This is a genomic window from Alteromonas gracilis (assembly GCF_002993325.1).
Lineage (GTDB): Bacteria > Pseudomonadota > Gammaproteobacteria > Enterobacterales > Alteromonadaceae > Alteromonas > Alteromonas gracilis.
Map to the genome: position 1 here is coordinate 28666 of NZ_PVNO01000030.1, position 15594 is coordinate 44259.

Here is a 15594-nt window from a genome sequence, read left to right on the forward strand (position 1 = left end):
ATATCATTTACTAAACAGCCCTGCGCTATTAAACGCAGAAGCGAAAAAGCCTAGCAGTAACCGAAGGACATTAAACGGGCGTAACGCTCTTCCATTAACTTGGTTTTATCCAGCTCTTTTAGCTGACTAAGCTGCTGTTTAATAACAGCTTTAAGGTTAGCCGCCATACTATTGTGATCGCGGTGCGCGCCACCTAATGGCTCTTCAACAATACTGTTAATTAACCCAAGCTCTTTAATCTGTGGCGCACTTACACCCATTGCTTCAGCAGCCAAAGGGGCTTTTTCTGCACTTTTCCACAAAATAGAGGCACAGCCTTCCGGCGAAATAACCGAGTAGGTAGAGTATTGAAGCATATTAACGCGATCGCCCACACCAATTGCTAGTGCACCACCTGAGCCACCTTCGCCAATAACGGTACATACGATTGGAACAGTAAGCTCTGCCATTTCAAACAGGTTTTTCGCAATGGCTTCACTTTGACCACGCTCTTCAGCGCCCACACCCGGGTATGCCCCTGGCGTGTCGATGAAGGTAATGATAGGCATGTTAAAGCGCTCAGCCATTTTCATGAGACGCAATGCCTTGCGATAACCTTCAGGTTTAGGCATACCGAAGTTACGCTTAATTTTTTCGTTAGTGTCGCGACCTTTTTGGTGACCAATAATCATCACCGGCTGGTCGTCTAACATTGCTGGGCCGCCCACAATAGCTTTGTCATCTGCAAACGCACGGTCTCCAGCAAGCTCGTCGAATTCGGTAAAAATACGCGGAATATAATCAAGGGTGTACGGACGCATCGGGTGACGTGCTAGTTGTGAAACCTGCCATGCGCCAAGATCAGAGAAGATTTTCTTAGTTAGCTCCGCGCTTTTTCCACGAAGCTTGTTAATCTCTTCTTCAATCCCAACGTCAAACTCGCCACCTTGATTTACCAACCTAAGCTCTTCAATTTTTGCTTCTAATTCGGCTATTGGCTGTTCAAAGTCCAAAAACTGTATACTCATTTCATGTCCTATTCGTACTACGCTCGTTTATACAAACGCGAGATGTCCAATCTAACGAACTCTTACCCTTAATGGTAGAGAATTGATACGGCTTTGTCTCCCAAACATTGTTTGAGATCGTGTAAAAGTTGGTCTTCCGGCGTAACGTACCATCTTGCACCACACGCCAACGTAACTTCAGCGTCCGGATGGGTTACCGCTAACTGAACAGGACAACTTCCACCATTAAATGCCTGCAGGATAGATTGCATCTGACTCATTTTCTTCGGTTCAAGCAACTGGGTATCAATATTAAGCGCCAGTGCTCTCGCGTTTTTCTCTCGTGCTTGAACAATGTCCATTACATCACGGGCGGTGATTGTATTGCCCCCAGAGAAATCATCAAAGCTGACCTGTCCCTTTATTAGCAATATTCTGTCAGTTTCTAACACACTTTCGAACTGTTCGTACATATCGGGGAAGAAACGTACATCTATTCTGGCACTCTTATCATCAAGTGTCACTATTGCCCAACGACGCCCTCGTTTGTTCGTCATAACACGAACGCCAAGTACTAAACCAACCGCGCTAGCCATTTGATCTTTATTAGTCGGTTTTAAATCAACTAAGCGACCATCGGTGTAATAACGTAATTCTTCCGCATACTGATTTATGGGGTGGCCCGTCAAGTAGAGCCCTAAGGTATCTTTTTCACCTTCTAGCCACACTTTTTCCGGCCACTGCGGTACATCTGCAAAGGCTTGTTTAACCTCGTCGGGTTCAGTAGTTAAAAGCCCAAACATGTCTGATTGACCAAACGACTCCGCCTTAGCATGCTGTCCCGCGGCGGCAAGGGCATCAGGTAAAGTAGCCATCAATGTAGCGCGATGTGGACCTAAGTTGTCCATAGCGCCTGCGAGCACTAACTTTTCTAACACCCGTTTATTAACGCGCTTAATATCAACCTTCGCACAAAAATCAAAAAGATCTTTAAATGCACCTTGGGTTTCGCGCGCTTCGATAATGGCTTCAATAGGACCTTCACCTACCCCTTTAATTGCACCAATACCGTAGACAATGCGGCCTTCGCTATCGACGGTAAATTTGTATTTACCCGCGTTCAAATCTGGCGGCAGTATTTCAATGCCCATGCGCTCGCATTCATCCACGAGCGTCACGATTTTATCGGTGTTATCCATATCCGCCGACATTACCGCAGCCATGAATTCCGCAGGATAATGCACTTTCAGCCAAAGGGTTTGGTAAGACACCAACGCATAAGCGGCTGAGTGAGATTTGTTAAATCCGTAACCTGCGAACTTTTCTACCAAGTCGAAGATTTTCATCGCAAGATCAGGGTCAATGTTATTGCCCTTAGCGCCTTCAGCAAAGGTACCGCGCTGCTTAGCCATCTCTTCCGGCTTTTTCTTACCCATTGCACGGCGCAGCAAGTCAGCACCGCCCAGTGAATAGCCCGCCATTTCCTGGGCTATCTGCATTACCTGTTCCTGATACAAGATAATGCCATAGGTGGGTTCTAGAATTTCTTGAAGACACTCGTGTTGATATTCCGCATCGGGGTAAGATATTTCTTCACGACCGTGCTTACGGTCAATAAAGTTATCTACCATGCCTGATTGAAGCGGCCCAGGACGGAATAGGGCTACCAATGCGATGATATCTTCGAAGCAGTCCGGCTTAAGGCGCTTGATCAGCTCTTTCATGCCTCGAGATTCAAGCTGGAATACCGCCGTTGTCTCGGCGTTTTGAAGGGTTCGAAAACTCTTAGGATCTTCAAGGGGAATAGCGCTGATATCTACATCAACATTCTTGCCTTCCTTGATCATATCTATTGCCCACTGAATGATCGTCAGCGTACGAAGACCCAAGAAGTCAAATTTAACAAGCCCTGCTGTTTCAACGTCGTTTTTGTCGAATTGGGTTACTGGGTTCTTACCTTCGTCATCACAATATAAAGGTGCAAAATCTGTGATAGTCGTTGGCGCAATAACAACACCACCAGCATGTTTACCCGCATTACGGGTTACCCCTTCAAGGATACGGGCCATATCAATGAGGTCTTTAACTTCCTCATCACTTTCATAAACTTCGGGCAGCTGCGGCTCAGCTTTAAACGCCTTTTCAAGCGTCATGCCCGGATCTGGTGGAATAAGCTTTGAAATTCTATCTACAAAGCCATAAGGGTGACCAAGCACTCTGCCTACGTCACGCACTACCGCTTTGGCGGCCATAGTACCGAATGTAATAATCTGAGATACCGCCTGGCGGCCGTAAAGTTCAGCAACGTGGTCGATTACCTCGTCTCGTCTATCCATACAGAAGTCGACGTCGAAGTCGGGCATGGATACACGCTCTGGGTTCAAGAAACGTTCGAATAGCAAATCGAATTCTAGCGGATCTAGATCGGTAATTTTAAGGGCATAGGCTACCAGTGAGCCGGCACCAGAACCACGCCCTGGCCCTACTGGAATTCCGTTATCTTTACTCCACTGAATAAACTCCATTACGATGAGGAAGTAGCCTGGGAAACCCATTTGGTTGATAACTTCCAGTTCAATACGAAGTCTGTCATCGTACTCTGGGCGCTTGGCTTTGCGCTCTTCTTCATCAGGAAAAAGAAACACTAACCGTTCTTCGAGCCCTTCTTCAGACACCTTAACCAAGAAGTCTTCGGTGGTCATGCCACCTGTTGGAAACTGAGGCAAGAAATACTCGTTTAAGCGAACCGTCACATTACAGCGTTTAGCAATCTCAACCGTGTTTTCAATGGCTTCTGGAATATCGGCAAATAGCTCAACCATTTCTTCACTTGTGCGAAGGTACTGCTGGTCGCTATAGCGCTTAGGGCGGCGATTATCATCTAACGTATAACCGTCATGAATACACACACGAATTTCATGTGCATCAAAGCCTTCTTGGTCAATAAAGCACACTTCATTAGTGGCAACGACAGGCAGACCGCGCTGCTCGGCAAGCTCTACCGCACGGTGCAAATAATCTTCTTCACCCTGCCTACCTGTTCGAATAAGTTCTAAATAAAAGCGATCAGGAAAGTGAGTTTGATAGAAATCGACAGCGCTGTCTAAAAGCTTGGGATTGTTCTTCGTTAAACCTACGCCCACATCGCCATGCTGAGCACCGGAGAGAATAATGACTCCTTCGCTATGCTCAATAAGCCACTCTTGATCAATCACCGCGCGATGAGCCAAATGCCCCCGAAGATAGGCTTTAGATATAAGAACCGTGATATTCTTATACCCTTCGTTATTCATTGCCAATAAGGTGAGTCTGAATGGCTCATCGCCAAACGTTTCGTTAGTTACCCAAAAATCTGTACCAATAATCGGCTTAATGCCTAGGTTATGTGCTTCGGAGTAAAACTTTACCAAGCCACACATATTCATTTGGTCGGTTATCGCCACCGCGGGCATCTCAAGCTCGGCAACCTTCCCCAATATAGGCTTAACTTTATTTAAGCCGTCCATCATCGAATAATCGCTGTGAACACGTAAATGAATAAATGGCGATGACATGGTGTTATTTCTCTTCAAGTAACGCTTTAACGGGCTTAAAGCTTTTACGATAGCAATCTAAAATGCCATATTCAGCAATGGCTTCAAAGTGAGCTTTGGTTGGGTAGCCTTTGTGCCCTGCAAAATTGTACTGTGGGTAGGCTTCATGGAGCGAAATCATGTCGTTATCGCGTTCTACTTTAGCGATAATAGAAGCTGCTGAAATTTCAGCATGAAGGCTATCTCCTTTTACGACAGCCTCAGACTCATAATTCCACGCTGGCACGCGGTTTCCATCTACGCGCACAAAATCTGGCCTCACAGATAAGCCTTCAACTGCACGGGCCATCGCTAACATTGTCGCTTGAAGAATATTGAGTTTATCGATCTCTTCTGGACTGGCTCTACCAATATTCCAATAGAGCGCTTTCTCACGAATTTCTTGGGCAAGCACTACGCGCTTTTTTTCACTCAGTTTCTTGGAGTCGGTTAGCCCTTCAATGGGGTTTTCAGGGTCGAGAATAACCGCGGCAGTGACGACATCACCTACCAGTGGCCCGCGCCCTACTTCATCAACACCGGCAATTAACTTATGCAAACAATTCCTCCACGACAGCTTTTGCTGCTGTTTTATCAGCTTTGCATTTTAGCGTATGGTGGAGGTCGGTGAAACGGGAAATAAGGGCTGAATTGTCACTTTCGAAGAAGTTAAGTAACTGACTGCTCATATTCTCTGCATTGACGTCATCTTGGAGTAATTCAGGAATAATCGCTTCATTAGCTAATAGATTTGGCAACGTGAAAAATGGTGCTTTGTACAAATGCTGCATTATTTTGTATGTGAGAGGAGCAAGTAAGTACGCTGCCACCATGGGACGTTTGCAAAGCATTGCTTCTAATGTTGCAGTACCGGAAGCTAGCAAGATAACATCGCTCGCTATCATCGCATCCCGCGATGTGCCTTGGGTTACCTGAATGGGTAAACGTTCCTCTGCATTATCAGCTTCAAGCAAAATCGCTTTTATTTGCGCAAGCCGATGCTCGTTAGCCGCAGGAATTAGAAATTGAATGTCGCTGCGTTTAGCATGAATAGCTTCTATGGTCTCAAGAAAAACTGGAAGTAGCGTATCCACCTCGCCTCTTCGTGAGCCGGGAAGTACAGCCAATACGGGAGCATTGCTATCTACACCTAATGCATGGCGCGCCGCATTTTGGTCGGGCTCAATCGCTATAGCGTCAGCCATTGTGTGCCCAACAAAGGTGTAGGGAACATTATATTTGTCGTAAACCTGCTGTTCGAAAGGAAATAAACCCAATACGCGATTAGCCGCTTTCGCTATCTTGTGAATCCGTTTCTCACGCCACGCCCACACCGTAGGACTTACATAGTGCATGGTTTTGATACCGCGGGTTTTGAGGGCTTTCTCTACTCTCAAATTAAAATCAGGCGCATCAATTCCCACAAAAATATCTGGTGGGTTTTGTTCAAAGTGAGCGAGAAGCTGTTTTTTGACTTTTAAAATAGCAGGTAAATGAGAGAGGACTTCAACAAGCCCCATTACTGATAAGGTTTCCATGTCAAAAAGACTGTGGAAACCTGCATCTATCATATTTGGACCGCCAATACCCTCAATGATAGCATCAGGGTATTGACGTTTTAGTTCTGCAACCATTCCAGCGGCAAGCACATCACCAGAGGGCTCTCCGGCAACCATGCCGATACGAATTGGCTTAGACATAATTAGCGAATGATGCCTCGCTTAGCGTCTTGTAAAAACTTAACCATTAATGCCACACCATCAAATTTATCAGCAGGCTCGGCAAGCTTTTCAATCGCTTCATCAATGGTATTTCCTTCGCGATAAATAGCTTTATAGGCACGCTTTATCTCAAGTACTTCTTCTTTCGAAAAGCCTCTACGCTTAAGGCCCTCAGAGTTTATTCCTTGAGGAATGTTCTTTTGCCCACTTACCATTACAAAAGGAGGAACATCTCTTAAAATGATACCGCCGGCACCTAAGAAAGCGTGTGCACCAATCTTGCAAAATTGGTGAATGCCTGTAGCGCCGCCAACAATAACAAAATCGTCGATGTGAACGTGCCCAGCCACTGCTACATTATTGGCGATAATAATATCATCACCTAGCACGCAGTCATGGGCAATATGTGCGTTAGCCATAAACAGACCACGAGAACCAATGATGGTAATACTGTTATCTTGGATAGTGCCTCGGTGAACAGTTACGCCTTCACGAAATTCGTTGTCGTCACCGATCACAAGCTCAGTAGGCTCGCCCGCATACTTTTTATCTTGGCAGTCTTCACCGATTGAAGAAAACTGATAAAACTTATTATTTTTACCGATACGCGTAGGGCCGCGTACCACCACATGTGATTTCAGAATACACCCATCACCAATGGTGACGTTGTCGTCAACCACGCAAAAGGGGCCAATGGTGACATTCTCACCAATCGTTGCACTTTCTGAAATTACCGCAGTAGGATGGATCACGTTACGCTATCTCTCTCATCGCACACATAAACTCTGCACAGCAAGCAATGTCGCCGTCGACACTTGCAGTACCTTTAAATTTCCAAATCCCTCTGCGCTCTTTAACCAGAGCAACATCAAACTCAAGCTTGTCTCCAGGAACAACTGGACGCTTGAAGCGTGCGTTGTCGATCCCTGCATACAAGTATAACTTATCATTATTACCCATGGTCTTGAATCCTAAAACACCGGCGGCTTGGGCCATGGCTTCTAAGATAAGGACGCCTGGGAATATAGGCTGCCCAGGGAAATGCCCAGTGAAACAAGGCTCATTAATAGTAATATTTTTATAAGCCTTTACAGACTCACCCAGAACATAGTCTGTTACACGATCAACAAGCAAAAATGGATACCTATGTGGAAGTAACTCCAAAATTTCTTGAATTTCGATGGTATTGAGTGAATTGGCCAAAAACTTTCTCCTGTATACAAGCATGACCCATGACTATTTCATACCAATGCGGATAATTGATTGGTATTTGGTCAAACTCGCCGTAAAAACTAAAAACGGCGGCAACCATACGCTGTTAAGCGCAAAAAACAAATCAGACCAACACCTCTCGGAAATTGGCCTGATAAATTTCACGACTGTTTCAAACCGTCGATTAGTTAGCTTTGCTAACCTGCTGAAGTACTTGCTCAGATAAGTCGTGCTCTTCTTTTGCAAATGCAACTGCGCCTGAGTTAAGCACTAGGTCGTAACCTTGCTTTGCTGCTACAGAGTCAATAGCCTGTTTGATAAGGCCAAGAAGCTTATTGCGTTCTTCGTTGCTACGACGTTGGATATTCTGCTGTAAAGGTTGACCTTTTTTAGAAAGCTCTTCACGAACTGACAAGATTTTTTGTTCAAGTTCTTTCTTTTCGGTATCGCTCATCGTCGCCGCATCGCGTTGAAGACGCTCCGCGTAAAACTGACCGTCACGCTGAAGTTGATTCACTTCTTCAAGCTGATCTTTAAACTCAGCTTGAATAGCGTTTTGTATTTCAGCAGCTTGAGGCATTGCTTGGAAAATACCTTGAACGTCTACTACAGCGACTTTCTGTTCAGCCATTACAGACGTACTTACTAAAGCGCTACCCAACATTGCTCCTGCAACGATATGTTTAACCAACTGTTTCAAAGGGAACTCCTTTTGTAAATCTTGTTATAGAGCGCGATTATTACACGCTCGCTTTAATGTTTTAGAAAGTTTGACCAATATTGAAAGTGAAGAATCTCGCATCGTCACCATCACGTTGCTGTATCGCTTTCGAGAAGCTGAATACCATCGGCCCCATTGGAGATATCCACTGAACCGATATACCTGCCGAGCTACGATACAGACTCCAGTCAGAATAGTCTAACAGCTCGCCTCTCTGTGTTGAGGCCACTTGAAACTGACTGTAATAGTCATAATCGAACTCAGTATCCCATACGTTACCCACATCCACAAACAAACTTGTGCGAACAGAGTTATCCATATCTTCTTCTACAAATGGCGTTGGAACTATGAGCTCAACACCACCGAGTGCCATGGCGTTTCCACCTAAGCTTCGCGTAGACCAAGATAATTGTGCATCTGTTGGATCGCCTGGGAAAGCTTCACCGTCTGGCCCCACGATACTACCCGCGTTTCCAAGGAATACCCCCCTTGGGCCCACTGTATTGTTCTCGAATCCACGCAGTGAATCCGCACCACCTGCCGTGAAGTTCTCAGTAAACGGTAGTATTTGCTCGTTGCCGTTTATATCGCCATAACCGTTACCATACCCTAGACGCATACGCGCCAAGAATGACCAACGCTGGTTACGCGATAGCGGGAAGTACCACTTACCATCAAATACGGTTTTAAAGTAATTAACGTCTGAGTTAGGGGTAGTAATACTAACAGAGGCACGCTGTGACGAGCCCGCTGTTGGGAATAAACCGCGGTTTAATGTACTTCTACTCCAGCTTACACTAGCTAAATAACTGTCGTACTTAATCGCAGCATCAGGGTCTTCACCGTTGGTAAACTGATTGTAGAACTGCTCAGTCTGTTCATAATAACCACGGTTGAACAACTCAACATTACTGTAAGTCAATCCAAAGTTTATACGGTTAAATTCGTTGATAGGGTAACCTACGTTCGCGCCGATAGACCACCGTTTCGAGTTATATTGAATAACGTTGAAGTCAGAACCATCAAATTCACTATAGCCCAAACTTCCGCCCAAACTAATGCCGTCAATAGTAAAATAAGGGTCGTTGTAAGTTATTTGCGCGCTTCGCTGATACGACACTGTGCTAAGGTTAAGACCAATACGCTTACCCGTACCCAAGAAGTTATCCTGTTGAATACCCGCTTGTAAGCTGAGTTTTGTTCTGTCGCCGTAGCCGATACCGGCATTGAACGAGCCAGAAGGCTGTTCTTTAACGTTGAAATTAACATCAACTTTATCTTCAGAGCCCGGGATTCGAACTGTTTCAAACTCTACATCTTCCATGTAGGTAAGACGAGAAAGCTGGTTTTTAGAAGATTCAAGTAGGTTATTAGATAACCACGTACCTTCCATTTGGCTTACGTTCTGACGCAACACGCTATCAGCGGTTACAACGTTTCCGTTGAACTTGATGCGATTTACGTAAATACGCTTACCTGGGTCAACTGACAACGTCAGTTTTACCGTTTTGTCATCATCGTTAATTTCAGGAACGGTTGTCACTGTTGGATAAGCGTAACCAAACCGCCCTAAGTACTTACTTATGAACTCTTCTGTATAGGTAACTTCTGCTTGGTTATAAAGTTCACCAGTAGTGAGGGGAAGCACCCTTTCGATGTACTCTTCGTGACCTAGCACATCACCCACTAGTTCAACTTCAGAGATAGTGTATTGCTCACCCTCAGACACATTCATCGCAATGTAGATACCAGATTTTTCTGGCGTCATTGATACTTGTGTAGAGTCTACGTTAAAGCGAAGGTAGCCGCGATTCAGATAATGGTTACGAAGCGTTTCCATATCGCCTTGCAAGGTTTGCTGCTGATAGCGAGTTTCAGATAAGAAGTCCCACCATGGCGTATCATATTGCAGTTCGAAAGCTTCCATCAGCTCTTCGTCTGAGAAAATTTCGTTACCGACGATATTTATTTGTTCGATTTCAGCCGCATCGCCTTCTTCAAACAATAACTTTAAGTCTACCCGGTTACGCGGTAAAGGCGTAATGATGGCGGTCACATCAGCGTTGTATTTGCCGATGCTGTAAAAGAAATCTTTTAAGCCGTTCTCAATTGAGGTCAATACTGTCTTATCAAGCGGCTCACCGATACGAACGCCATTACCGTCCAAACTTTCTTGAAGCTGCTCATCTTTAATATCATCGTTGCCTTCAAAAATGATATTACTGATCGTTGGACGTTCAGCAACACGCACAACTAGCGTATTACCATCACGAAGAATTTCAACGTTTTCAAAGTGAGTTGAAGAGTATAACGAGCGAATAAGCTGCGTTACCCTAAATGTATTGAGCTCGTCGCCAACCTGAACGGGCAAGTAGGTTAAGGCTGCACCTAGTGCAACACGTTGCAAACCTTCAACGCGAATGTCTTCAACGACAAATTCACTGTTTTGCGCCGCAGCGTTGGCGAAGCTAGCACTGGAAAGAATGGCTCCGGCTGCTACTAACTGTTTTAACTTCATCTATTTTTCTTTTCCTGGCCGCGTTTTGTATTAGCTGTTTTGTACTTCCTGATTTCCATCAGGTTATGCGAGCGATATCGTTAAATATTGCGATACCCATTATCATAAACAGAAGCACGCCACCTATTCTGTAACCCCATTCCTGCACGGCTTCAGGCACAGGTTTGCCTGTGATCCACTCCACGATAAAAAACATGAGGTGACCACCGTCAAGCATGGGCAAGGGTAATAAATTTATAATGCCTAAATTCACGCTTATTAAGGCAAGAAAACTCAAGAAGTACGCAAGTCCATACCCAGCACTTGTTCCCGCACCTTGAGCAATTGAGATAGGTCCGCTTAAATTCTTCACCGACACGTCGCCAGTAATGAGCTTCCCTATCATTTCGACACTCAGTGTCATAAGACGCCACGTTTTATCTAGCGCCTTCCCAATAGCCTCTATAATGCCATATTGATGTGTAAACACATACCCCTCAGGCCAAGGCTCAAACGTTGGGCTAACGCCTAGATAACCACTTTGCCCTTGTGGTGTATCGCGGCGCGCTATCGTGGCATTTAACGTAAGTGGTTGTCCATCCCTTTCTATTTCGAGCAATATTTGCTCTCCAGGGCTTTCAACAATCTCTTCCACTAAACGTTCCCACGACTGCAGCTTATTACCGTTAAGCGCTAACAGTTTATCACCAGGCTGCAACCCAGCCTGTTGTGCTGCACTTCCCTCACCGACAAAGCCAACGGTTAATGTTGCATCAGGGCGGTAAGGAGTTAGCCCTAAGCTGCTTAAAGGAGACTCGCGATCTGGGTCAAAGTTCCAAGCATTCAGCGTAAAACTCAGTTCTTTTTCAACGTTTGATGAATTTTTAACCGTAACACTAGCTTTTTCAGCGCCGATATTTGAGACAATTTCTAAATTAACCGCTTCCCAATCTGGTGTAATTCTATCGCCTACCTTGATAATTTCATCGCCAGGCTTAACGCCTGCGATAGCTGCAATACTATTGGGTTCGATGGTTTTGACCACAGGTTTCACGGTATCAAGACCAACTAAATACATTACCCATAACGCGAAAAAGGCAAATATAAAGTTGACCCCAGGTCCAGCCGCAATCACCGCCATGCGCTGCAATACTGGTTTATTATTAAAGGCCTTATCTGCTAGTTCTGGTGGTACATCGTCAACACGTCCGTCAAGCATGCGAACGTATCCACCAAGCGGGATCATAGCAATGACATACTCTGTGCCAGATTTGCTTAACTTACGCCAAATTGGCTTTCCAAAACCTATTGAGAAGCGTTCTACCTGTACACCGCATTTACGGGCAACATAGAAGTGCCCCCACTCGTGAACCGCAACTAAAATACCTAAGGCAACAATAAATGCGCCTAGGCTCCATAAAAATGCTAGCACTGAAATTTTCCTCGAATAATCTCGTCAGCTTTCGCTCTCGCCAAACTGTCTTGCTCTACTATTTGCTGTATCGAACTAACCGATACACAGGGCATAGCGTTTAATGTGGCTTCGTTCACTTGAGCAATGTTAGAAAACTGAATCTTTCCTTGAAGAAATGCCTCGACGGCCACTTCATTAGCAGCATTCATCCTTGTCGTTGCACATTGCCCCTCTTTGCAAGCATCAATCGCGAGCTTTAAGTTGGGGTAGCGTTCGAAACAAGGAGTTTGAAAACTAAAATTCGCCATATTGGAAAAGTCGAGTGGCTCGACTCCCGCCTCTATTCGCTCAGGATGCGCCAATCCATAAGCGATAGGCGTACGCATGTCAGGGTTCCCCATTTGCGCGATAACCGAGCCGTCAATGTATTGCACCATAGAGTGAATAATACTTTGTGGGTGAATAACCACATCAATGTCACCGGCTCCCGCACCAAATAGCCAACAAGCTTCAATAAACTCAAGGCCTTTGTTCATCATGGTTGCCGAATCGATGGTTATTTTCCTGCCCATAGACCAGTTAGGGTGTGTGCTGGCTTCATCGATTGTAATTGACGAAAAGCTATCTAGCGGCCTTTCCCTAAACGGACCACCTGAGCCCGTTAATAAAATTTTACGAATGCCAGATGCCGCAAAATTACCGTACTCATAATCGTGGGGAAGGCATTGAAAAATGGCGTTATGCTCACTATCAATTGGAAGAATTTTGGCACCGCTTTGATTAGCTGCATCAATAAAAAGTGCCCCCGACATAACGAGCGCTTCTTTATTTGCAAGCAAAACCCGTTTGCCCGCCTTTACCGCCGCCAGTGTAGGTAAAAGGCCGGCTGCACCAACAATTGCAGCCATTACAGCATCAACTTCAGGCGCACTTGATACTTCTTCCAGTGCCTTGGCTCCGGACAGAATTTCTGCATCGACACCGTACTGAGATGCTAGCTCACAGGCTAGTTTGTAGTTAGCGTCATCGGCAATTACCACATAACGCGGTGCGCATTTCTGAGCCTGCTCCATAAGTAATTCAAGCTGAGAGTTACCAGTAATGGCAAATACGCGGTATTTATCTGGGTGGCGATTTATTACATCAAGTGTATTGCAACCAATGGAGCCTGTGGCCCCTAACACTGTTACTGTTTGCATTACGCCATCCAAGTTACATAGCAGAATGCGAAAACAGGGAACGCAGCCGTTAAGCTATCAATTCTGTCTAGTACTCCACCGTGCCCTGGTAGAATTTTGCCACTATCTTTAATACCAGCACAACGCTTTAGCATACTCTCGTTCAAGTCGCCTAATGCCGATACGGCAACCGTAATACCGCCTATAGCGAGATGAAGCCAGATGCGAGATGGCTCTACCTGGTAGTGGAGTGCCGCAAAAGCAATAATAGCGAATGAAGCAGCAATGCCACCTAATAAGCCTTCTAAACTTTTACCAGGCGACACATTAGGGCGTAGCTTATGTCGACCAAATTTCACGCCTACAAAGAATGCACCTATGTCGGCAGCCCATACAATACCGAGTACATAAAAGATAAGCGATGCACCATAGAAAGGGTCAACATCATGCAAACTAGTGCGAAGTGCAACCACAGCCACCCAAGTTGGAATTAATGTCAGCGCGCCAAACAAAGTTCTTACACTGCGGCTGTCTTTCCAAAACTTTGAATATTTAGGATAGGCAAGCACCATAAACAACGAGGCTATCCACCATAATACAGCCACGGTAAGTATGGCGCGGTACAAACCATGAAGTTGGCCTTGATACCAAATCATACTTGCATCAACAATTAATGAGAGTGCAATGCATATGGCAAAAGCACCCGTCATATAGATGAGCTTCTTAGGGCGTTCACACACGCCTGACATGTTTGCCCATTCATAAGCGCCTATGCCAACCACGCCAGCAATGGCTATTTCGAACCAAAAAATGGGAAGGAAAAGAATAGCGTAAAGCGCCAGTGGCGCTAGGATTAATGCAGTTATTATTCGTTGTTTTAGCATAATTTGCCCTTGGCTTTAGTTACCAGGGCTAGCCTGATAATTGCCTGCATGGTATTAACCATCGGCTGTGACTACCTGTTCACCGGTTAGACCGAAACGACGTTGGCGAACATTGAAATCGTCTACGGCTAATTGAAACACGTTTTCGTTGAAGTCGGGCCATAGTACGTCGGTAAAGTACAACTCTGCGTAGGCGCATTGCCACAGCAAAAAGTTGCTAATACGGTGCTCGCCGCCAGTGCGAATGAGAAGGTCTAACTCGGGAAGGTTAGCCGTTGAAATATGCGCATTAAATGCGTCTTCATTGATGCTATCAACATCAAGTTCACCACTTTTCACTTGCATCGCAAGATTTTTAGCAGCATTGACAATGTCCCATCTACCGCCATAGTTTGCAGCGATATTTAAAACTAAGTCTTTGTTGTCTTTAGTCATGTCTTCGGCTTTTCGAATTTTTTCGACTAGCTTAGCATCAAACGCTTCAACATCACCTATGACCTGCAAACGCACACCGTTTTTGTGTAATCGTTTTGCTTCACTATTAAGGACAAGATTAAACAAGTCCATCAATACACTGACTTCTTCCTCAGGACGTTTCCAGTTTTCACTTGAAAACGCGAATAGCGTAAGTGACTCAATACCGTTTTGACGTGCAAAGCGCACAACAGAACGTACAGACTCTACCCCGGCCTTGTGGCCAAAGGTACGAATTTTCCCTTTCTTTTGCGCCCACCGACCGTTGCCATCCATAATGATCGCAACGTGCTTCGGGCCAGCAGTGACTGCCGGCACCTCAGCTTTCGTCGATTTGGCTGCGCTAAAACGCTTTCCAATCATAATACTTACTTAAACTTCCATTAGTTCTTTTTCTTTGTCAGCAAGCATACTGTCGACTTTCTTAATGAAATCGTTAGTAATAGATTGAATGTTCTCTTCAGCTGCACGGCTTTCATCTTCACTGATCTCTTTTTCCTTAAGAAGATCTTTAATGTCGCCATTAGCGTCACGACGGATGTTACGAATAGCAACACGGCCACCTTCAGCTTCGTTACGAACAACACGAATAAGATCTTTACGGCGCTCTTCTGTAAGTGGAGGAAGTGGAATACGAATTGAACCACCCGCACTCATTGGGTTAAGGCCTAAGTCAGACTGCATGATCGCTTTTTCTACTGCTTGTATAGCACTCTTGTCGAATACAGTAAGCGCTAGTGTGCGACTGTCTTCAGCAACAACGTTAGCCACTTGCTTGAGCGGCGTGTCTACGCCGTAATAAGGTACCATGATGCCGTCTAGCAGGCTTGGATGCGCACGACCTGTGCGAATTTTGCTGAATTGGCCTTTTAATGCAACTAGGCTTTTCTCCATGCGCTCTTGCGCATCTAATTCAATTTCATCAATCACGTTTT

The 15594-nt window shown here is 45.2% G+C and carries 13 protein-coding genes; all 13 read right to left on the reverse strand.

Annotation, left to right across the window (positions count from 1 at the left end; translation table 11 throughout):
• Positions 1–50: 50 nt before the first annotated feature.
• The 13 genes from accA to frr all read right to left on the reverse strand — a co-directional run bounded on the left by accA (position 51) and on the right by frr (position 15589).
• Entirely contained in the window at positions 51–1007 is a 957-nt protein-coding gene (gene accA / locus C6Y39_RS16180; RefSeq protein ID WP_105932269.1) for an acetyl-CoA carboxylase carboxyl transferase subunit alpha, read from the reverse strand.
• 68 nt (positions 1008–1075) lie between these two features.
• Positions 1076–4540 (reverse strand): DNA polymerase III subunit alpha, encoded by a 3465-nt coding sequence (gene dnaE / locus C6Y39_RS16185; protein WP_105932270.1) that lies wholly within the window; start codon positions 4538–4540, stop codon positions 1076–1078.
• Between the two features lie 4 nt (positions 4541–4544).
• The gene (gene rnhB, locus C6Y39_RS16190) at positions 4545–5117 is read right to left on the reverse strand and encodes a ribonuclease HII (protein ID WP_105932271.1); all 573 of its coding nucleotides are present in this window, start codon (positions 5115–5117) and stop codon (positions 4545–4547) included.
• Positions 5110–6258: a lipid-A-disaccharide synthase gene (gene lpxB / locus C6Y39_RS16195; RefSeq protein WP_105932272.1), complete on the reverse strand. Its 1149-nt coding sequence runs from the start codon at positions 6256–6258 to the stop codon at positions 5110–5112. The genes rnhB and lpxB overlap by 8 nt, the downstream gene beginning before the upstream one ends.
• A gap of 2 nt (positions 6259–6260) precedes the next feature.
• Positions 6261–7031, reverse strand: coding sequence for an acyl-ACP--UDP-N-acetylglucosamine O-acyltransferase (gene lpxA, locus C6Y39_RS16200; protein WP_105932273.1), 771 nt, complete (start codon positions 7029–7031; stop codon positions 6261–6263).
• 1 nt (position 7032) lies between these two features.
• Positions 7033–7482, reverse strand: a complete 450-nt coding sequence (gene fabZ, locus C6Y39_RS16205; RefSeq protein WP_105932351.1) for a 3-hydroxyacyl-ACP dehydratase FabZ — start codon at positions 7480–7482, stop codon at positions 7033–7035.
• Between the two features lie 193 nt (positions 7483–7675).
• A complete protein-coding gene (locus C6Y39_RS16210; protein WP_105932274.1) occupies positions 7676–8191 on the reverse strand; it encodes an OmpH family outer membrane protein in 516 nt (171 codons plus the stop codon).
• A gap of 61 nt (positions 8192–8252) precedes the next feature.
• On the reverse strand, positions 8253–10730 hold the full coding sequence (gene bamA / locus C6Y39_RS16215; protein WP_105932275.1) for an outer membrane protein assembly factor BamA: 2478 nt from the start codon (positions 10728–10730) through the stop codon (positions 8253–8255).
• Positions 10731–10788: 58 nt separating this feature from the next.
• Positions 10789–12141, reverse strand: a complete 1353-nt coding sequence (gene rseP, locus C6Y39_RS16220; RefSeq protein WP_105932276.1) for a sigma E protease regulator RseP — start codon at positions 12139–12141, stop codon at positions 10789–10791.
• Positions 12135–13322 carry a 1-deoxy-D-xylulose-5-phosphate reductoisomerase gene (gene ispC / locus C6Y39_RS16225; RefSeq protein ID WP_105932352.1) on the reverse strand — a complete coding sequence of 396 codons (1188 nt, stop codon included), beginning with the start codon at positions 13320–13322 and terminating at the stop codon, positions 12135–12137. Before ispC ends, rseP begins: the two co-directional genes overlap by 7 nt.
• Entirely contained in the window at positions 13322–14185 is an 864-nt protein-coding gene (locus C6Y39_RS16230) for a phosphatidate cytidylyltransferase (protein WP_105932277.1), read from the reverse strand. Before C6Y39_RS16230 ends, ispC begins: the two co-directional genes overlap by 1 nt.
• Before the next feature lie 54 nt (positions 14186–14239).
• Positions 14240–15022 carry a polyprenyl diphosphate synthase gene (gene uppS / locus C6Y39_RS16235; protein WP_105932278.1) on the reverse strand — a complete coding sequence of 261 codons (783 nt, stop codon included), beginning with the start codon at positions 15020–15022 and terminating at the stop codon, positions 14240–14242.
• A 9-nt stretch (positions 15023–15031) separates the two neighbouring features.
• Positions 15032–15589, reverse strand: a complete 558-nt coding sequence (gene frr, locus C6Y39_RS16240) for a ribosome recycling factor (protein ID WP_105932279.1) — start codon at positions 15587–15589, stop codon at positions 15032–15034.
• Between the last annotated feature and the right edge of the window lie 5 nt (positions 15590–15594).